Raw genomic sequence first — 18,639 nt, 5'->3', positions numbered from 1 at the left:
ACGGCGGGCTTGTCTGACCTGCGCCGATCCGATAAGCGCGGTCACGGATTCAAAGGGTGAGCGTAAACAACCATGTTCGACATTATCGTCTGGGGCGGGGCCGCCCTGTCTGTGGCCGGGCTGGTCGGTCTGGTCTGGTGCATCCTGCAAGTGATGAAAGCGCGCAAAGCCAACCTGACGGATGACGAGTTGCGCGCTGCAGTTCAGGGTGTTCTGCCTTGGAATCTGGCGTCGCTTTTCCTGTCGGTACTTGGGCTGATGATGGTTATCCTGGGCATTTCGCTGGGATAACCAGATCGATCAGATCGGCATATTGTCGAACCGCGCCTCAAGCACGTCTTCGCATAGCGCAGCATCCAGCCGACGCAAGCGCGATGGGATATGAACCCCCTGCGCGCGCATTTTATCCAGAACCATGCTGACATGTGGCTGAAGCTCTAGCCGGGTCTCAAGACACGCACCATTCAGCTTTTGTTCAAGCCGTTCCGCTTCGGTAAAAAGATCCTGAGCAGTCATTTCCTTCCTCCCATATGGTGCCAATGTGCCTGATATAGGTAACGAGTTTAAGACGAGCACGAGACCGGAACAAAACATCGCGAATTCTTGCCTATTCAGGCAAAAAACCGTCAATATGTCCGTGGTCGCCTAAAGCATACGCTCAAATTGCGGAGATTGCTTTGACAGACATCAACTCGTGATTAGGGGCTTTAAACATATTCCACTATTGTTATATGTATGCAAGCTGAACGGAGGAACCCATGACGCCCAGTGTGAAAGCTTTTTTCGACCCGCAGACCTTCACCGTCTCATACGTTGTGCAGGAACCTCAGGGGCAGGCCTGCGCCATCATCGACAGTGTACTGGATTTCGATCACGCCTCGGGGCGGACCGATACCAGCTCGGCCGACCAGATTGTCGACTATGTGACGGCACAGGGACTGAAGGTGGAATGGATTCTGGAAAGCCATGTCCATGCCGACCACCTGTCAGCAGCCCCTTACCTACAGGAAAAGCTGGGTGGTCAGATCGGGATTGGCGAGAATATCGTGGTCGTTCAGGACACGTTCGGCAAGGTCTTCAACGAAGGCACCGAGTTTCAGCGTGATGGCAGCCAGTTCGATGCACTGTTTGCCGAAGGGTCCAGCTTTCACATCGGCCAGATGCGCGGGGACGTTTTGCACACGCCAGGCCATACGCCAGCCTGCATGACCTACGTGATCGGCGATGCGGCCTTTGTGGGCGATACGCTGTTCATGCCAGATTTCGGAACTGCCCGATGCGATTTTCCCGGCGGGTCATCGGCGGACCTGTATGCCTCGATCCAGAAAATCCTGTCTCTGCCTGACGAGACGCGGATTTTTGTAGGCCATGATTACAAAGCGCCTGGTCGCGATGAATACGCGTGGGAGACCACGGTTGGCGAACAGAAGGTGCTGAACGTTCATATCGGTCAGGGCCGCAGCGTCGAAGAATTTGTCGAGATGCGCGATGCGCGGGATGCAACCCTTGCGATGCCGCGCCTGATTTTGCCCTCGCTGCAGGTCAATATGCGGGCCGGTCAGATGCCACCAGCGGATGAGCAGGGCGACGTTTTCATGAAAATCCCAGTCAATAAGCTTTGATAAGAGGGCAGATGAGACAATGAATATCGAATGGATTTCGGGTCTGGCTGGTGGTCTGCTGATCGGGCTAGGTGCCAGCGTTTATCTGCTGTGTAATGGGCGGATCATGGGGGCGAGCGGCATATTGGGCGGGCTGCTGGAACGCAGCGACCGGAGCGTAATGACTGAACGCCTGGCTTTCGTCGCGGGCTTGATCGTGATGCCCTTATTGCTGCGCCCATTGATTGCGCCGCAGGCCGAGACCCATTTGACCCCGGATATGGCGATCGTGATCCTTGCTGGGCTGCTGGTGGGGGCTGGAACACGGATCGCCAATGGCTGCACGTCGGGTCACGGCGTTTGTGGGATTTCTCGCTTCTCGTTGCGCGGGATCGTCGCAACGGTGTTCTACATTCTTGCAGGTGGTCTGACGGTTGCGCTGTTTCGCCATGCTTTGGGGGTGATCTAATGCGCTCAGTGTTTGCTTTTCTCGCCGGATCGCTGTTCGGCATCGGGCTTTTGATCTCAGGCATGACCGACACCACCAAGGTGCAGGGGTGGCTGGATGTGTTCGGCAATTGGGACCCGACGCTCGCCTTTGTCATGGGCGGGGCGATCCTGCCGATGCTGGTGGCGTGGCGATTGACACGGAACAGGATCCCTGTAGTGGGCGGACAGTTCCCCGCCCCGCCCCGTGTTGAACTGGATCGCCGTCTGATCGTCGGGTCGGTCCTGTTCGGCGTCGGTTGGGGATTGGCGGGTTTGTGCCCGGGCCCGGCGATGGCCTCGCTTGGATATGGAGGCGTTGGCGGGATTGTGTTCCTGATTGCGATGATCGCGGGCATGTTTGCGGCACCAAAGCTGGGTGCGCAACTGGACAGGATCGCCGACGCAGCCTAAGCAATTGCCATGGAGATTCGACCGATAACCCCCCGCTACGCCGTCTCACCTCAGATCTCGGTGGAGGACGTGCCAGCCATTGCCGAGGCCGGTTTCGTCAAGGTGATCTGCAACCGTCCCAATACCGAAGTTCCGCCGGATCAGCAGTCAGACGCCATCGGTCAAGCCGTTCGCGAGGCCGGGATGGAATATGAGGTTCTGGAGTTGACACACCAGACGATGACACCGGAAAACGTGGCGCTGCAACGCGATCTGGCCGAAAGCTGCAGCGGGCCGGTTCTGGCCTATTGCGCCTCTGGCACACGATGCTCGGTGGTCTGGGCGCTGGGACAGTGCGATCGGCTAAGCACGGATGAAATCCTCGATGCGACCGGAAAAGCGGGCTATGCGCTCGACGGGTTGCGCCCGGCATTGGAACAGCTGCGAGGGCGCGGATAAGCCTCTTAATCGCGGCCATTGCCTTTGGGCGCTGGCAGACCGGCGAGGTGCGAGATTTCCGTGACACGCTGTTCGGAACTGGCAGGCAACAAGTCGTCGGGTTCCAGGAGGGAATCCTCGGTCGTCAGATCATGCGCTACAATATCGTCATCAAGCGGGGACGACATCTCGTCATCCGGGGCCGAGGGCGTCAAGCTTGAATTGCTGGCCAAAAATCCGGCGCAGTCTTTGGAGGGCAACGCAGAAGGAGGGCCTTGTTCGTTGATCCGTACCGCACGCATTCCGCCGCACTGTCCCAGACGTCCGATGGCGGTTCGGGCACGATCGATTGACAGTACTTCAACCCGATCCACCCGCGCGCCCAGCAGCGGCAGGACATCCCCGACGGACAATTCCGAAAGCGCTGTCAGCGGCAAAGACAGGCGGCAGATCACGGTGTTCAGCTCAGCCCGAATTACCCCGGATGCCTGATCCAGATTCACCCCCGATTGGGTGATATCCGCAACCTGTTCCTGATCCGAGAGCGGGCGCTCGGGCAGCAGGATACAGACCTCGCCCTGGCGCGGACCACCGGCAAGTTCGACCGTCAGATCAAACATGCGATAGACCTCATCCACCAGCGCCAGGTTCAGTGCGCGCCGACCTTCGGCGCGTGAGGTGAACTCATACCCGGACAGGCTGGCCATGTCTGCCGGAGACTCAACCAGTTTCAGAGCCCTGCTCAGCATATCCTCGATCAGAGGGGCGACCATGGCAGCGTCGGTGTCGGTAAACGCACGCTCGGGTGGTGGGTCAGAGGTGACCATGGCAATCGTTTGCTGCTGGACGATGGCAGAGACGCAACCCGGGTCCAGACAGGCCGCAGCCAGGCCGCCCTGATCCGAGGTAAACAGCAGCATCAACCACCCCTCATTCAGCCGGTCGGCTATATCTTCCTGCGCACGTACGGCCTGCTTTGCCCCGATGACCGACAGCGCCAGCCCCATGCTTTCGCCGGAGGCGCGTGCCAACCCCAGCCGCAAGGCGCGCAGGACCGAGCGGGGCGTGTCGGCACCGCATTGCCCCGCTGAAAGCTTTCGTGCCAGTGCTGATGTGGTCATGGCCCCGTTCCGCCGTTTGTCGATGCGATGACAATTTGTCTAACCCGGCGGAGGTTACGAATGTCTTTATGACGCCCTCATTGCGCGGCCTGACGAAAGGCCAGCGGAAGGCTGACGCGGAAGGCCGCCCCTCCCTGCCCCGGCAGATAAGCAACTTCGCCGCCTAGGCGCTGCATAATCTCACGGCAGATCGCCAGCCCCAACCCTGCCCCGCCTGCCTTGTCCGAGCCGACGCGGGCAAATTTCTCGAATACCATCGATTGCGCCTCGGCCGGGATACCACCACCGTTGTCGATGAAATCGATTACCACTTGCCCGCCGACATCATGGGCCGAGATGGTCAGCACCGGTTCAATGGCGTCGCAATATTTCTGGGCGTTGGAAATCAGGTTGATGAACACCTGCCCCAGCCGGTCGAGATCCGTGTGCAGCGGGATACGTTCACTTGCGCGCACCCGCCGTACGCCAATCTTTCGATCACTGCCCGCCAGCGCGCTTGAAACGGCGCGGTCCAGAACTTCGCTTAGGGTGGCTTCGCCCATGTTCAGGCTAACCTGGCCGCTTTCCAGCACGCTAAGGTCGAGCAGATCATCCAGTAGCCGGGTCAGACGCAGCGATTCATCATGTATGATCGCAGCATAACGGATTTGTTCCTCGGCGCTGAGGCCATCGGTGTCGCGCATAATTTCAGAAAACGCCCGAATCGAGGTCATGGGCGTGCGCAATTCGTGGCTGACCTGGCTAAGAAACGCGTCTTTCTGTTTCGAGACTTGCGTAAGCTTGGCATTCGCCTCGCGCAATTGACGCGCTGTGCGGCTGAGCTCAGTCGATTTCGCCTCAAGCTGGCTGGAATATTCCAACATCTGCGCGGATTCGTCGGCAACGGCCAACAGGTCTTCGACAGAAACAGACGCCCCGCCAACGATCTGACCGATCATCGCATGGGCGGTTGCGGCCCCGACCGAGCCGCTGAGTTCGCGTTCCAGCCGTTCCAGAAACTGCGGCGTAGGCTCGGGCAGTCGTCCGGGGCGACCATTCTGGCGCTCGGCTTCGGCATGAAAGAACTCTTGCGCGGGAATAGTGCCCAGAATCCGCTGGGTCATAATCATCAGGTCTTCGCTTTGCGCCACCGAACCGGTCCAGCCACGGGCTGAAACCGAATGGTCAAATACATTTACGAATTGCGCACCCTGAAGGCGTTCCAGCGGGCTGGGGAAGCTGAGCATCGAGGCGACACAGAAGGCGATTGTATTCAGCGACAGCGACCACATGACCGTATGCACCATCGGGTCGATCCCTTCGATCCCGAACAGCGCCTGCGGGCGGAGCCAGCCCCAGCCGAAGGGTCCGTTTTCAATCACCGATGCCGGGACAATGCCGCCACCCATGCCAGGCAGCAGCAGTGTGTAAATCCAGAGAAAGAACCCGACGCTGAGCCCGACCAACGCCCCAGTTCGGGTCGCGCCGCGCCAGAACAGGCCGCCCACCAGTGCGGGCAGAATCTGGGAAATCCCGGCAAAGGCCACCAGCCCGATCGAGGTCAGGGCAGCCCCGCCCCCCGAAAGCTGGAAGTAGAAATAGCCCAACGCCATGATCGCCGCGATCGAGACGCGCCGCGCCATCAGCACGACTGTTCGCACATCACCAGAGACCGACGCGGTGCCTTCCTGCGTATTCAGCCAGATCGGCATGACCACATGGTTCGAAACCATGGTTGACAGCGCCATCGCGGTAACGATCACCATTGATGTGGCCGAGGAAAACCCGCCGATGAACGACAGCATCGCCAACCAGTCATTGCCCTGCGACAGCGGCACGGTCAGCACAAACAGGTCGGGGTTCGAGCCTTCGGGCATCAGGTCCAACCCAACGACGGCGATGGGCACGACAAACAAGCTCATCAGCAGCAGGTAGAGCGGAAAGGCCCAGGCGGCGGTGCGCAGGTGGCTCTCATCGTCATTCTCGACCACCATGACCTGAAACATCCGCGGCAAGCAGACAAAGGCCGCCGCCGAAAGGAAAATGAAAGTGGTCCAGCGCCCGGCATCCACATGCCATTGGCCAATTTCCGAGGCATCGATCTGATCCATCATCGGCCCCAAGCCGCCAGCGACGCCCCAGACAACAAAGATGCCAACGGCCAGAAGGGCGAAGAGTTTCACCACAGATTCCAACGCAATAGCGGTAACAACGCCGTGGTGGCGCTCATTGGCATCCAGATTGCGCGTCCCGAAGAGGATCGCGAAGACGGCCAAGCCCGCCGCGACCCAGAACACACTGGAGCCTTCGCGATAGAGACCTGAGGGATCGGCCTCGGCAAAGATCGAAAAGGACAGTGTGATCGACTGCAATTGCAGCGCGATATAAGGCGTGCCGCCCAACACCGCCAGAATGGTCACGCAGACCGCCAGTGTGTTGGACTTGCCGTATCGTGACGAGATCAGGTCAGCGATCGACGTCACGCGCTGGCTGCGTCCGATGCGCACGAGTTTGCGCAGGCCCCACCACCAGCTGATCATCACCAGTGTAGGACCCAGATAGATGGTTACGAATTCAAGCCCAGAACGCGCGGCGTTGCCAACCGCGCCATAAAACGTCCATGCAGTGCAATAGATCGACAGTGACAGGGTGTAGATCAGCGGGGAACGCAACCATTTCCCGCCGCCACGCGCAGCCAGCCGGTCCGCTGCGAAGGCGACGCCGAACAGAAGAACCACATAGCCCAGACAGACCAGAATCAGGACATTCAGGGTTGCCATGTCTCGGCCTCGGGCTCGGCAGTCTCGCGCGCGGTCATGCGTTTGGCGACGAAGCCGAAGATGACGCTGATCAGGATCAGAACACCCCAGCACGCAAAGATGTAGAACATGGCCGTCGACAGCGACAGAGCCTCGGCGCCTGCGCTATCATCCGGCCATAGAAGCGGCAGCGCGAGCATTGCGGCACCTAGAAACGGCAGCAGCCGCGCTGCATCCGCCAGCCTGCGCCGACGATAGCTTTGCCGTTCCAGAAACAGGGACGGACGAACTGGCGAGGGCCGATCTTTGCCGTCGCCCGCGGGGCTCATAACTGAGACGCCTGCGCATGCAGGTCGCGCACCGCTGTCAGGACTTCGGTGTTCGAAAACGGCTTGGTCATGAATCGGCTGACCCCTGCCTGCTCGGCCATTTCACGATCGCGGGATTGCCCGCGCGCGGTCAGCATCAAAACCGGCAACGCCTTCATATCATCATGTTCGCGCAGATCACGCAGCACATCCATCCCGCTTTTTCCCGGCAACATCACATCCAGAATCACCAGATTGGGCCGCGCGGACAGAATCACCTGCACCGCATCCGTTCCCTCGGCATGGGTTTCAACCTGCCACCCCTCGCGTGTCAGCAGAAACCGGATCGCCTCGGTGATGTTGGGCTCATCCTCGATCAACAGAACCTTGCGGCTCATATTTGCATATCCTCCCCATGACGGATTGCACGTCCGGCCACCCGTCCAGCCCAGATTAAGCGCTGTGTCACGAAACTGTCAAAACCCTTCGCTCAGGATCGATGGCTCGCGCCGCGCGCTGCATTCGCGTTTCGGGCATATCCGACAACTGGCTCCGGCTTGCGCCGCGTTTTCCGCAGGCTGCACCGTGTCTTCGACCGGCAGCACCAGCATGACCGAACGATAGACCGGCTCGGCCCCGAATTCCTTAGCTGGCTGAGGGGTTGCGATTGCAAAACACTCAAACTCAGCAGCGGTTCGACCAAGCTGAACGACCCGTTTCCGGATCGGGACCAAGGGCCGATTCAAGGCGGTGAACAAGGGCCAGAGCGGACAGGCCTCGCCATGGCGCGGCAGGGCAAACCCCGGCGCGGGTTTAAAAAACAGAACGCTGCCGGAGGCGTCGCAAATCACCAAGCCAGCCGGACGCGCCAGCGTGCCTTCAGGCAGAAAGGCCAACCGTCGCAGCACCGTAGCAAGGTCCACTGAAAACACCTTCGCCAACGCCAGAGGATCGGGGTTTGCTGCATCCAGCGCGGCACACACCTGATCCAGCGGCATAGCGCGCGCGTCGGCGGCATAAAGGTCCAGCAACCCCGAGGCCACAGTGTTGGCTGCAGCGGAATCGAGCCCATCCAGCGGCACTTCGGTCAATTGCCCGCCGGCTTCGAGTTCCGGGAAATGATATCCTTGCTCGGCAAAAAACGCCTCGACCGCGTCCAGTGGGATACCGCGCAGATCGCGCTGCCCGTCACTGTCATCCAGATAGGTCACCAGCGCTTTTGAGCTTTCGGCCAGTCGTTCGGCATCCTGATGCAGGTTGCGATGGAAACGGTCGCGCCATTCCGGTTCGATCTCTCCCGGTTCAGCCAAGATTGCAGCTGTTGAGCGGATGGCGGCGGCGGTCGACAGCACCTCGTGCATTGAGGCCGCCAGATGCGGGTCATGGGTCAGTCGGTCGGAAAGAACTTCGACAGTGCGCTCCAGCGACACTACGCGGCGATGCATCTGCGCCAGAACACCCGACCAACCGGGAAAGCGGCCGGCGAATTCTTCCAACCCGTCCACCTCGGCCTTTTGGCCGACTGCATCCGCCGCGGCCTCGCGCAGAGCGGCGATGAGCGTCTCTTCGATCCCTTGAGTCAGCAGCGACGGCTCGACGGACAAAGCCGCCGCGATATCGACAAGCAGTTTGCCCCCAATGCGGCGGCGGTTGTGCTCGATCAGGTTCAGATACGATGCCGAAATCCCCACCTGCCGCGCCAGTTCCGCCTGTCGCAGCCCAGAGATTTGCCGTCTTTCGCGTATCCGGCTGCCGGTCAGCGTGTCGCGCATGGCGTTTAGATCCTTGGCTGTTGCGGCTGGATTTGCAGATTAACTAAGTGTTTATTATCTGTTGCTGACTAATTTTCAAAGAAGATTTACAGCTTTGACAACAGCAACAGAAAGAAACCCGCCCTTTCCTGCCGCCCACCCTTCTCTTTCGACGCAATACCCGTCACCATAAGAACATGAGCGATCCCGCCTTTGAATACGCCCCCATCGGCCTTGTTGAGCTTGAGAACCGGATCATCCGACGGTGCAATCTGCAATTTGCGCGGACCTTTGGCGGGGATGAGGTTGACTATCGCAACATGCCCCTGCTGCATCTTTATCCTTCGGTCGCCGATTGGGAACGGATCGGCGCGCGTAGTCTGCAGGTGATGCGCGATACAGGCTATTACACAGACGAACGGGTGATGCGGCGACGCGACGGTGACCTGTTCTGGTGCCGCGCGCGGGGGCGTTCGCTGACGCCAGACGATCCGTTCCGGCACGGGATATGGAGCTTCTCGGACATCTCGGAAGAGCGCCCCTTGGTGCAATTGACAACCCGCGAACGCGAAGTGGCCATCCTGTCATGCCGGGGTTTATCCGCGAAGGAAATTGGCGTTGAACTTGGGCTAAGTTACCGCACGATCGAGGCCTATCGCGCCCGACTTTTGGAAAAATACGGAGCCCGCAAGCTACCAGAACTGGTCGCAAAATTGTCTGGAACGCCGCTGTAATCGCGACAGCCCTCGTAATTCGCGCAAAAACCCCCATTTGGCAGGCTTAGACGGCGCTTTTCATGGCCGTCTGCATGGCTTATAACCCTGCGTAATCAAACCAAGCCCGCAGCAAACAGACGGGCATAGGGGAACCTTCGAGGACACTCATGACAGATACCAAACACGAAGCGGATGTCGCGTTTATCAAGGCACTGGCCGAACTGCTGCGCGAGAATGACCTGACCGAATTGCAGGTCAAGCGCGAATATGGCGAGGAAGACAGCCTGAATGTCCGTGTCAGCCGCATGTCGCAGACCGTGGCCGCTCCGGTTCAGGTTGCGGTTCCTGCGGCTGCACCGGTTGCCGCACCTGCTGCCGCGCCGGCCGCTGCCGAAGCACCCGCTGCCGTGGATGATCCCGCCAGCCATCCAGGCGCTGTGACCTCGCCCATGGTGGGTACGGTTTACATGCAACCGGAACCGGGCGCGCCTGCGTTTATCTCGGTCGGTGCATCGGTCTCGGAAGGTGACACGCTATTGATTGTCGAAGCCATGAAGACAATGAACCACATCCACGCACCCAAGTCGGGCACCATCAAACGCATTCTGGTCGGCGATGGTGATGCTGTGGAATTCGGCACGCCTCTGGTCATCGTTGAGTAAGGCGGGCCCATGTTCGACAAAATCCTGATTGCCAACCGAGGCGAGATCGCCCTGCGTGTGATCCGTGCCGCGCGCGAGATGGGGATCAAGACGGTCGCCGTGCATTCCACCGCCGACAGCGACGCGATGCATGTACGCATGGCGGACGAATCGGTCTGCATCGGTCCTCCGCCCAGCCCGCAAAGCTATCTGTCCGTGCCCGCGATCATCTCGGCCTGTGAAATCACCGGCGCGCAGGCGATCCATCCCGGCTATGGCTTCTTGTCCGAGAATGCCGAGTTCGTGCAGATCGTCGAAGATCACGGCATTACCTTCATCGGACCCACCGCCGAACATATTCGTGTCATGGGTGACAAGATCACCGCCAAGGACACGATGAAAGAACTGGGCGTCCCTTGTGTTCCGGGTTCTGACGGCGGTGTGCCAACGCTGGCCGACGCCAAGCGCATCGGCGAGGAATTCGGCTATCCCGTGATCATCAAGGCCACCGCCGGCGGCGGCGGTCGCGGCATGAAAGTCGCGCAAAGTGCTGATGAAATGGAAAGCGCCTTCATGACCGCACGCGCCGAAGGCAAGGCCGCCTTTGGCAATGATGAGGTCTATATCGAGAAATATCTGACCACCCCCCGCCATATCGAGATTCAGGTCTTCGGCGATGGCAAGGGAAAGGCAGTGCATTTGGGCGAACGCGACTGTTCGCTGCAGCGCCGCCACCAGAAGGTGTTCGAAGAAGCCCCCGGCCCCAGTATCACGCCGGAAGAACGCGCCAAGATCGGTAAGATCTGTGCCGATGCGGTCGCCAAGATCAACTATATCGGCGCGGGCACCATCGAGTTCCTCTATGAAAATGGCGAGTTCTACTTCATCGAGATGAACACGCGTCTACAGGTGGAACACCCCGTGACCGAAGGCATCTTCGGCGTCGATCTGGTGCGCGAACAAATCCGCGTCGCCGCTGGTGAGGACATGTCGTTCGGTCAGGACGATCTTGAGATCAATGGCCACGCCATCGAGGTTCGCATCAACGCGGAAAAACTGCCGAACTTCTCGCCCTGCCCGGGCAAGATCACTGCGTATCACGCGCCGGGTGGCCTGGGTGTGCGGATGGATTCGGCGCTGTATGATGGCTACTCGATCCCGCCATACTACGACTCGCTGATCGCCAAACTGATCGTTCAGGGCCGTGACCGGGCTGAAGCTTTGGCCCGTCTGGAACGTGCTTTGGGCGAGTTGATCGTCGACGGTATCGACACCACCGTGCCGCTGTTCCACGCGCTGCTGCAGGAACCTGACCTGCACAGCGGCGAGTACAACATCCACTGGCTGGAGCACTGGCTTGCGGAGAACATGGCCTAATCTGACCAAAAGGCCGAAGGACAAACCCCCTTCGGCCCCGAGGCACCCGGCATGAGCCTTTCCCCTGAACTTCTGCTCCATGGCTATTCCATCGGCATTTTTCCGATGGCTGAGCATCGCGACGACCCCGAGTTGTTCTGGGTCGACCCGAAGTTTCGCGGCGTGTTCCCCCTGGATGGGTTCCACATCTCCCGCAGCCTAGCGCGGCGTATCCGGACCTGTGGGTTTTCGGTAAGCATCAATCGCGATTTTGCGGGCGTCGTGGATGGCTGCGCCGACCGATCGGATACCTGGATCAATCCCGAACTGCGCCATCTGTATCAGGAACTACACCGGACCGGCCGCGCGCATTCCCTCGAAGTCTGGGACGGCGCTTCACTGATTGGCGGCGTTTACGGCGTAGTCCTCGGCGCGGCCTTTTTTGGCGAAAGCATGTTCTCGCGTCGCACGGACGCATCGAAGATTGCACTTGCCTATCTGGTGGATCGACTGCGCCAAACCGGGTTCACGCTGTTCGATACGCAGTTTCTGACGGCGCATCTGGCCTCGTTGGGCGCGATCGAGATCCCGCGTGCGGTTTATCATAGCGAATTGAAACAAGCGCTTGACCTGAAAGCAGATTTCACCGCTGATCTGCAACAGGTCCCTCAGGGTGTGATACAACGGATCACCCAGACATCGTAGCGGGCGTGATCCAACGCGTTCAGCGCGGGTGAGGTCGCAATCATCCAGCCATCAAACAGCTGCTGCGCCTTACCCTGCTCCCAGATGGTCAGATAGGCAAAGGCGTCACCTGTCGGGTTTTCGGCTGGATAGCGACAATCACCCAGCGCGACATCCAGACCAAAGACCGACGTGGTCTCGCCGTTCTGCATTTCGATGTCCACCGTCTGCCCGCTGACCTTGTCCAACCCGCGCAACATGGCGCCGGGGCCGGATTCGACCTTTTGCTGCGCAGCAGCTCCGGTTGCGGTGACTATCAGAGCCACCAGTGCAGGGCGGATCATTCGCTTCCGTCCCCGGCCACGAATTTGACCAGCAACGAGATCAGGCTGACCGCGCCTTGCGTATCGGTAATCTCATCACCCGCCTCAAAATAGAACGGGGAACCGCCCGGCATAACCTCAACAAAGTTGCCACCCAGCAAGCCTTCGGAAGAAATCACAGCGGCGCTATCGTCTGGAATAAGAATACCATCTGCCACGGAAAATCGGGTGTCCGCGCGGTACGTATCAGAGTTTAGCGTAACGCCGGTCACCGTCCCAATCTTGACCCCGGCAAGGCGTACATCCGTGCCAACGCCCACACCTTCGAGCGAGCGGAAAGACGCGCCCAGCTCGTATCCTGCGCCGGATTGAGACAGGCCTGTGGATTGGCTGGCGTAGACACCGAACGCAATGGCGCAGGCCAGCACGGCACCGCCGACGATAACTTCGGTCTTCGTATGAGTAGACATCAGGCCTCGCTTATTCCGGGCTCCACGCCTCGTAATCGCTACGTTCAACCGGATCGGCACGACGCAGAGAACCGGCAGGTGCATAGGCCAGCGCGGTGCCGGTCAGATTCTCCTGATGCGGTTTTTCCCAGGACTTGTGCGCCAGAGGTTTATCGGTAGGCGGTTCATCCCATGTGCGGTGCAGCCAGCCATGCCAATCGGGATCGATCCGGCTGGCCTCGGCTTCGCCATTGAAAATCACCCAGCGCTTGCTGTCGTCGGCATTGCGATAGAACACGTTGCCCTCGTCGTCCTCACCGACCTTGATCCCCTTGCGCGCAGTGTAGAACTGCGTGTTCAGGGTGGCCCCGTTCCACCAGGTCACGGCCCGCAAAAGACTGTTCAGGATTCCCATCGGCTGCCTCCGGCATTTCTGTCACCGAAGATATGGACCAAAGGCACGCTAAGGTCCAGTACTGCCAGCGCTACCTGCGTCATTCCGGCAGGATAGCGGTGACTTCAATTTCAATCCGGTATTTCGGATCGATCAATCCGCATTCGATCATCGTCGCTGCAGGAGGGTTCGCACCAAAGGTTTCGGCCAGAATGGGCCAGCAAGGTTCAAATTCGGTTCGATCCGGCAGCATATAAGTGATGCGCACGACATCAGAGAATGAAGCACCCGCCTCGGCCAGCGCGTTTTCGATGATAGACAGCGCCGAGCGGCATTGCTCCACGACCGTTTCACCTTGCCCAACAGTTCCCGCAACATGAACCCAACCACCCGCGACAACCGCGCGGCAATAGCCAACCTTGGCTTCAAACTCACCACCCGAAGAGATACGTCTTACTGTCATCGTGTCCTCAAACGAAAACGGCGCGGACATTGCCGCGCCGTGTGTGCATTATTCTATGCGGTTCAACCCGCCGAAGCCGATTCCGCTGCGTCTGCGTAGATGATCAAAGGCTGAGAGTCCGACGTCACAGCCTCTTCGTTGACCACAACTTCGGTCACGTTCTTCATGCCCGGCAGTTCGAACATTGTATCCAGCAGGATGTCTTCCAGGATAGAACGCAGACCGCGCGCACCGGTTTTACGCTCGATCGCTTTCTTGGCGATCGCCTTCAGCGCATCATCGGTAAAGGCCAGTTCCGCATCTTCCAACTCAAACAACCGCTGGTATTGCTTGACCAGAGCGTTCTTCGGGCTGGTCAGGATGGTGACCAAAGCGTCTTCGTCCAGATCTTCCAGCGTCGCCAGAACCGGCAGTCGGCCGACGAATTCGGGGATCAGGCCAAATTTCAGCAGGTCTTCGGGTTCCAGATCCTTGAAGATCTCGCCCACGCCGCGCTCGTCATTGTCACGCACGTCGGCACCAAAGCCCATGGCCGAGCCTTTGCCACGCTGTGCAATGATCTTGTCTAGTCCGGCGAATGCACCGCCACAGATGAACAGGATGTTCGTGGTATCCACCTGCAGGAATTCCTGCTGCGGATGTTTGCGTCCGCCCTGCGGCGGAACGCTGGCAACGGTGCCTTCCATCAGTTTCAGCAGGGCCTGCTGAACGCCCTCGCCCGATACATCGCGGGTGATCGAAGGGTTTTCAGACTTGCGGGTGATCTTATCGACCTCGTCAATATAGACGATGCCGCGCTGTGCGCGTTCGACATTGTACTCGCTGGCCTGCAGCAGTTTGAGGATGATGTTTTCAACATCTTCACCCACATAACCGGCTTCGGTAAGCGTGGTCGCGTCCGCCATCGTAAACGGCACGTCAAGAATCCGCGCCAGCGTTTGCGCCAGCAGGGTTTTGCCACAGCCGGTGGGGCCAATCAGCAAGATGTTGGATTTTGCCAGTTCTATATCGCTGCCCGCTTTCTGGGCATGATTGAGACGCTTATAGTGGTTATGTACCGCAACCGACAGCACCCGCTTGGCGGTGGCCTGACCGATCACATAGTCATCCAGCACTTCGCAGATATCCTTGGGTGTTGGCACACCGTCCGAGGATTTCAGACCGCTGGACTTGGTTTCCTCGCGAATGATATCCATGCACAGCTCGACACACTCATCGCAGATGAACACGGTTGGGCCTGCGATCAGCTTACGCACCTCATGCTGGCTTTTGCCGCAAAAGCTGCAATAGAGCGTGTTCTTGCCGTCACCGCCTGAATTCGTCGCCATGCTTTACCCCTCGGGCTCCGTCTCAGCGGCCCCTCTCAAGGGCCGCGCTTGCCGTATATGCCTGCAGCTTAGGCCAGCGTTCTGGCAGCTACAATCTCAAAATCATCCCTCACGCCGGACGCGCGCGGATTTGAACCTAGGCCTCTTCACCATCCATCTTGGCGCGGTTCTCGACGATCTCGTCGATATGGCCCCAATCCTTTGCCTCTTCCGGGCTCATGAAATTGTCACGATCCAGCGCCTTTTCAACCGCCTTTTTGGTCTGCCCGGTATGGCGCACATAGATGTCATACAACCGATCTTTCAGCTTTTGCGTCTCGGCCGCGTGGATCATGATGTCGCTCGCCTGGCCCTGATAACCGCCGCTGGGCTGGTGCACCATGATCCGGCTGTTAGGCAGCGAAAAGCGCATTCCCTTCTCGCCCCCGGCCAGCAGAACCGAACCCATCGACGCCGCCTGACCGATCACCAATGTGGAACATTTCGGCTTGATATACTGCATTGTGTCGTAAATCGACAAACCACTGGTGACCACGCCACCGGGAGAGTTGATGTAGATCGAGATTTCCTTGTTCGGATTTTCCGCCTCAAGGTGCAGCAGCTGAGCGACCACCAAATGGCTCATACCGTCATGGATGGGGCCGTTGATGAAAATGATCCGCTCTTTCAGAAGGCGCGAGAAGATGTCGTATGCGCGCTCGCCCCGGCTGGTCTGCTCGACGACCATGGGGACGAGTGTGTTCATATATGTATCAACTGGATCGAACATTCGGAACCTGCCTGTTTTGCGATGGATCGGGACATTACCCGAAGAGTAGTTACCCGAGTCTTAGTGCCGCCACAGGGGGGCTGCAAGGGGGGCCGAACGTTCCCACGAATTCCGTCTACCTGCACAACCCGAATGCACACGCCGCTACAGGTCGGTTGACGGATTGCGCGGAAACGTGCTGGTTACATCACGCTATTTTGATCCATGCATATGGAAATACATGCCTGGAAATTGTACCAAGAGTTCTCGCTGCGGATGCGGCGCCGGTCAGGCGTCGGGATTCGGCGGCACTAACGAGGGAATACGATCATGGCTTTTCCGCAAATGACCGAGGATATGTCACCCGGCGACCTTGACCGGATGGTTGAAAACGCAACGCGCGCGTCGAACTTTCTGAAAGCCATAAGCCACGAAGGGCGTTTGATGATCCTGTGTCACCTCGTCTCGGGCGAGAAATCCGTTACTGAACTGGAACAATTGCTATCGGCCCGCCAAGCCGCCGTTTCTCAGCAACTGTCGCGGCTCAGACTTGAGGGGCTGGTTGTTCCTCGTCGCGAAGGCAAGGCGATATATTACCGGCTGGCAGATGATCGACCAGCCCGAATACTGGAAGTGGTGTACGAACTGTTTTGCGCTCAGGATGCGACCTGAGCCTAGTATTTAGCCCTTCGAAATCGGCCATGCAAAACCTGTAGCTATGGCCCGGGAAAGCTGCTAGTCAATTCGTAACAAGCACTTATGGAGCAACCGATGATCCGCGCAATTCTGATTGGCCTGGCCCTGTTCACCTTGACCGCATGCGAAACCGCAAAGGGCGCTGGCAAAGATATCGAAAACGCCGGAGATGCCATCCAGAACGCGGCCGAGGACGTTCAGGAAAACATCTGATCGTGACGGGATGTTGCGTTCAGGCAACGCTTACACGCAATATGTAGTTGCCACACCGACCCAACCCGAGTAGTGTGCCGGTACAGGTGCATAGACGCGGCATTGCATTTCTGACACTTTGACGGGGTTCTTTTGCGCAAGCGAAAGAACCCCGTTCTGGTCCGGAGGGTGGTGCGTGGTAGCCTGTATGAACCTTGGGTTCTCAAAAAGGAAAAGGCGTCAGGTGCTCAGACGCGGTCTTTGCATGCATCCTTGCGGACACTCCTGACGCCTTGCCGGTCCGTTCCGCCCGAGGGGCTTCCCGGTCCAGTTGCCTCGGCCCCCGAAGGGACTTTGGCCACTGCCACACGCGCTATGTCGCGTCGCAGTCCGCGCGGACCTTCTGAGAGGCTGAGCATTTAACCCGAACCGAAGCCCAGACCACCTGCTCCACCACCGGTAAGCCATTGCAACTACAAACAAATCCTAAAATCCGCCTTCGCTGCTGTGGCCCCCTTGGCCCTTGCGTCCCGCCCCTGTTCCGAAGATCAGAAGCAGTAACCAGACTGTTACATCAGCGTCATGATCCGGCAAGAAAATAGCACTGCAGCATAAAAATTAGACGGGGATAAGCTGTTGATATCCGCCGGGAGAGCCATGTGGATAACCCGAGAATTCGCGTCATCGCGCAGGCTTGGAGATGGAAAAAGTCAAATATGGATCTCGGGCCAGAATTCGCTTGGTTTCTGCACCTGCGAAGGTCCCGTGCGCTGAATTAGGGGGGGTATTGTCCGAGTTGTACAACACTCAAGCCCCCAATCTTTCGAATCGTACAACCGGAGATTCGTCTATGCGCCTGACCATTTCTCAAGCTCGCGCCCGTTTGGGCGAACTGGCCACCTTGTCGCAAGACCCCCGGCAAGTGATCGTGCTGACCCGTTATGGCAAACCGATCGCCGCACTGGTGTCGATAACGAGGCGCAGCGGATTTGGGAGTTAATGGATGATGACACCATCGGACGCAAACACCCGCTTAGCGGGGTGCGCGGGTGGTGGTCGAAGGGGCGTGGTATTCCGGGGATGGAACCTGGGCCGGACGGTTCTTACCTCACCGCGCGCGACGCCGCGCTGAAGGTCCGCGAGATCCAGATGACCCGTGCCGAGGAACGCCGCATTCTCAAACGCGGGGGTCTGGACCCTGTCGCGGGCGGCGAGATCGCCGCCCGGCCCGTCGCCTCCCTGTGGAGACTGTTGTTTATGAGAAGCGCTCCGACCTGACCGGGGTACCTACTACTCCTGCCGCAGTCACAAATCTCAGCGGCATTAACCCCCTTTAACATCCGATCGGGCCGGAAACGCTTCAGTTCACCTGACGTTCCAGAACGGTGCTGTAGGTCGTTCCGTTCCGCAGGCTACGGAAATCGGCAAAGATTTTGCCGTCCTCGTACCGCGCATCGATCAACGCATTGGCGCCAATCACCAGCGGGGATGTTTCAACGATGCCGATCGCGCCCGAGCCGTCGAGGCTGATGGTCCCGGTGGCTTCGTATTCGTTCCATTCAGTGTCACCCTCGCGGCGCCATTTGCTGGGGCCCCAGAAGACATTGTCTTCCTGCATCTGGACGTCGAGCATCCATTCGGCCTGATTAAAGCGGGGCTGATCGCCCTTGTAATAATGGCTGGGCTGCACGGTCGTATAAGACCCGACCCATGTGCCGCGCAGGTCCGGTGTGGTATCGGCCAGTGCAGCGGTTCCGAGGGCGAGGGACGTGGCCAGAGCGGCGGCTCCGGCAGTCATGTATCTGGTCATGGG

At 58.9% G+C, this 18,639-nt stretch carries 26 protein-coding genes; 13 read left to right on the top strand and 13 right to left on the bottom strand.

Features of this window, described 5'->3' with window-relative positions:
- Positions 1-72 precede the first annotated feature (72 nt).
- Positions 73-291: a hypothetical protein gene (locus ACR0MJ_RS01310; RefSeq protein WP_170397154.1), complete on the top strand. Its 219-nt coding sequence runs from the start codon at positions 73-75 to the stop codon at positions 289-291.
- A 9-nt stretch (positions 292-300) separates the two neighbouring features.
- Here the strand turns inward: ACR0MJ_RS01310 and ACR0MJ_RS01305 are convergent, their stop codons facing one another.
- Positions 301-516 (bottom strand): hypothetical protein, encoded by a 216-nt coding sequence (locus tag ACR0MJ_RS01305; protein ID WP_170397156.1) that lies wholly within the window; start codon positions 514-516, stop codon positions 301-303.
- Positions 517-758: 242 nt separating this feature from the next.
- Here ACR0MJ_RS01305 and ACR0MJ_RS01300 point away from each other — a divergent pair, with 242 nt between their 5' ends.
- The 4 genes from ACR0MJ_RS01300 to ACR0MJ_RS01285 are packed head-to-tail and all read left to right on the top strand — an operon-like array spanning position 759 to position 2,939.
- A complete protein-coding gene (locus tag ACR0MJ_RS01300) occupies positions 759-1,622 on the top strand; it encodes an MBL fold metallo-hydrolase (RefSeq protein WP_480758592.1) in 864 nt (287 codons plus the stop codon).
- A gap of 19 nt (positions 1,623-1,641) precedes the next feature.
- Positions 1,642-2,070 (top strand): YeeE/YedE family protein, encoded by a 429-nt coding sequence (locus ACR0MJ_RS01295; RefSeq protein WP_480758588.1) that lies wholly within the window; start codon positions 1,642-1,644, stop codon positions 2,068-2,070.
- Entirely contained in the window at positions 2,070-2,501 is a 432-nt protein-coding gene (locus ACR0MJ_RS01290) for a DUF6691 family protein (RefSeq protein ID WP_480437537.1), read from the top strand. The genes ACR0MJ_RS01295 and ACR0MJ_RS01290 overlap by 1 nt, the downstream gene beginning before the upstream one ends.
- 9 nt (positions 2,502-2,510) lie before the next feature.
- A complete protein-coding gene (locus tag ACR0MJ_RS01285) occupies positions 2,511-2,939 on the top strand; it encodes a protein tyrosine phosphatase family protein (protein WP_170397163.1) in 429 nt (142 codons plus the stop codon).
- 5 nt (positions 2,940-2,944) lie between these two features.
- Here the strand turns inward: ACR0MJ_RS01285 and ACR0MJ_RS01280 are convergent, their stop codons facing one another.
- From ACR0MJ_RS01280 to ACR0MJ_RS01260, 5 genes are all read right to left on the bottom strand, one after another.
- Positions 2,945-4,039 carry a FliM/FliN family flagellar motor C-terminal domain-containing protein gene (locus ACR0MJ_RS01280; RefSeq protein ID WP_480758585.1) on the bottom strand — a complete coding sequence of 365 codons (1,095 nt, stop codon included), beginning with the start codon at positions 4,037-4,039 and terminating at the stop codon, positions 2,945-2,947.
- 77 nt (positions 4,040-4,116) lie between these two features.
- The gene (locus ACR0MJ_RS01275; protein ID WP_480758579.1) at positions 4,117-6,798 is read right to left on the bottom strand and encodes an ATP-binding protein; all 2,682 of its coding nucleotides are present in this window, start codon (positions 6,796-6,798) and stop codon (positions 4,117-4,119) included.
- Positions 6,786-7,106, bottom strand: coding sequence for a hypothetical protein (locus ACR0MJ_RS01270; RefSeq protein WP_480758576.1), 321 nt, complete (start codon positions 7,104-7,106; stop codon positions 6,786-6,788). The genes ACR0MJ_RS01275 and ACR0MJ_RS01270 overlap by 13 nt, the downstream gene beginning before the upstream one ends.
- On the bottom strand, positions 7,103-7,483 hold the full coding sequence (locus ACR0MJ_RS01265; RefSeq protein ID WP_170397172.1) for a response regulator transcription factor: 381 nt from the start codon (positions 7,481-7,483) through the stop codon (positions 7,103-7,105). The genes ACR0MJ_RS01270 and ACR0MJ_RS01265 overlap by 4 nt, the downstream gene beginning before the upstream one ends.
- A 78-nt stretch (positions 7,484-7,561) precedes the next feature.
- Complete coding sequence (locus tag ACR0MJ_RS01260) at positions 7,562-8,857, bottom strand: short-chain fatty acyl-CoA regulator family protein (RefSeq protein WP_480758573.1); 1,296 nt, start codon at positions 8,855-8,857, stop codon at positions 7,562-7,564.
- A 176-nt stretch (positions 8,858-9,033) separates the two neighbouring features.
- Between ACR0MJ_RS01260 and ACR0MJ_RS01255 the strand changes: the two genes are divergently transcribed.
- The 4 genes from ACR0MJ_RS01255 to aat all read left to right on the top strand — a co-directional run bounded on the left by ACR0MJ_RS01255 (position 9,034) and on the right by aat (position 12,254).
- Positions 9,034-9,570 carry a helix-turn-helix domain-containing protein gene (locus ACR0MJ_RS01255; protein WP_170397176.1) on the top strand — a complete coding sequence of 179 codons (537 nt, stop codon included), beginning with the start codon at positions 9,034-9,036 and terminating at the stop codon, positions 9,568-9,570.
- A 149-nt stretch (positions 9,571-9,719) separates the two neighbouring features.
- Complete coding sequence (gene accB, locus ACR0MJ_RS01250; protein WP_170397178.1) at positions 9,720-10,214, top strand: acetyl-CoA carboxylase biotin carboxyl carrier protein; 495 nt, start codon at positions 9,720-9,722, stop codon at positions 10,212-10,214.
- 9 nt (positions 10,215-10,223) lie between these two features.
- Positions 10,224-11,570, top strand: a complete 1,347-nt coding sequence (gene accC / locus ACR0MJ_RS01245) for an acetyl-CoA carboxylase biotin carboxylase subunit (protein ID WP_170635420.1) — start codon at positions 10,224-10,226, stop codon at positions 11,568-11,570.
- 51 nt (positions 11,571-11,621) lie between these two features.
- Entirely contained in the window at positions 11,622-12,254 is a 633-nt protein-coding gene (aat, locus tag ACR0MJ_RS01240) for a leucyl/phenylalanyl-tRNA--protein transferase (RefSeq protein WP_480537205.1), read from the top strand.
- On the opposite strand, the gene ACR0MJ_RS01235 is transcribed toward aat, so the two are convergent.
- From ACR0MJ_RS01235 to ACR0MJ_RS01210, 6 genes are all read right to left on the bottom strand, one after another.
- A complete protein-coding gene (locus ACR0MJ_RS01235) occupies positions 12,218-12,577 on the bottom strand; it encodes a DUF2155 domain-containing protein (protein ID WP_170424191.1) in 360 nt (119 codons plus the stop codon). The two genes, aat and ACR0MJ_RS01235, sit on opposite strands and share 37 nt — an antisense overlap.
- Positions 12,574-13,026, bottom strand: coding sequence for an outer membrane lipid asymmetry maintenance protein MlaD (gene mlaD / locus ACR0MJ_RS01230; protein WP_170397186.1), 453 nt, complete (start codon positions 13,024-13,026; stop codon positions 12,574-12,576). Before mlaD ends, ACR0MJ_RS01235 begins: the two co-directional genes overlap by 4 nt.
- 10 nt (positions 13,027-13,036) lie before the next feature.
- Entirely contained in the window at positions 13,037-13,420 is a 384-nt protein-coding gene (locus tag ACR0MJ_RS01225) for an NADH:ubiquinone oxidoreductase subunit NDUFA12 (protein WP_010443266.1), read from the bottom strand.
- Positions 13,421-13,499: 79 nt separating this feature from the next.
- A complete protein-coding gene (locus ACR0MJ_RS01220) occupies positions 13,500-13,862 on the bottom strand; it encodes a RidA family protein (protein WP_170397754.1) in 363 nt (120 codons plus the stop codon).
- 62 nt (positions 13,863-13,924) lie between these two features.
- Positions 13,925-15,190: an ATP-dependent Clp protease ATP-binding subunit ClpX gene (gene clpX / locus ACR0MJ_RS01215; RefSeq protein ID WP_480758564.1), complete on the bottom strand. Its 1,266-nt coding sequence runs from the start codon at positions 15,188-15,190 to the stop codon at positions 13,925-13,927.
- Between the two features lie 136 nt (positions 15,191-15,326).
- On the bottom strand, positions 15,327-15,959 hold the full coding sequence (locus tag ACR0MJ_RS01210; RefSeq protein WP_170564807.1) for an ATP-dependent Clp protease proteolytic subunit: 633 nt from the start codon (positions 15,957-15,959) through the stop codon (positions 15,327-15,329).
- A gap of 309 nt (positions 15,960-16,268) precedes the next feature.
- On the opposite strand from ACR0MJ_RS01210, the gene ACR0MJ_RS01205 reads away from it, so the two are divergent.
- The 4 genes from ACR0MJ_RS01205 to ACR0MJ_RS01190 all read left to right on the top strand — a co-directional run bounded on the left by ACR0MJ_RS01205 (position 16,269) and on the right by ACR0MJ_RS01190 (position 18,104).
- Positions 16,269-16,610: an ArsR/SmtB family transcription factor gene (locus ACR0MJ_RS01205; protein ID WP_170397190.1), complete on the top strand. Its 342-nt coding sequence runs from the start codon at positions 16,269-16,271 to the stop codon at positions 16,608-16,610.
- A 99-nt stretch (positions 16,611-16,709) separates the two neighbouring features.
- The gene (locus tag ACR0MJ_RS01200) at positions 16,710-16,847 is read left to right on the top strand and encodes an entericidin A/B family lipoprotein (protein ID WP_010443271.1); all 138 of its coding nucleotides are present in this window, start codon (positions 16,710-16,712) and stop codon (positions 16,845-16,847) included.
- A gap of 829 nt (positions 16,848-17,676) precedes the next feature.
- Entirely contained in the window at positions 17,677-17,826 is a 150-nt protein-coding gene (locus tag ACR0MJ_RS01195; protein WP_170635424.1) for a type II toxin-antitoxin system Phd/YefM family antitoxin, read from the top strand.
- Positions 17,826-18,104 (top strand): hypothetical protein, encoded by a 279-nt coding sequence (locus tag ACR0MJ_RS01190; protein ID WP_170635425.1) that lies wholly within the window; start codon positions 17,826-17,828, stop codon positions 18,102-18,104. The genes ACR0MJ_RS01195 and ACR0MJ_RS01190 overlap by 1 nt, the downstream gene beginning before the upstream one ends.
- An 82-nt stretch (positions 18,105-18,186) precedes the next feature.
- Here the strand turns inward: ACR0MJ_RS01190 and ACR0MJ_RS01185 are convergent, their stop codons facing one another.
- Positions 18,187-18,636 (bottom strand): hypothetical protein, encoded by a 450-nt coding sequence (locus tag ACR0MJ_RS01185; RefSeq protein ID WP_170397193.1) that lies wholly within the window; start codon positions 18,634-18,636, stop codon positions 18,187-18,189.
- Between the last annotated feature and the right edge of the window lie 3 nt (positions 18,637-18,639).

This window comes from Ruegeria sp. C6, assembly GCF_056537625.1.
Note: the sequence above shows the minus strand (reverse complement) of the source record. Positions and strands in the feature narration are given on the sequence as shown.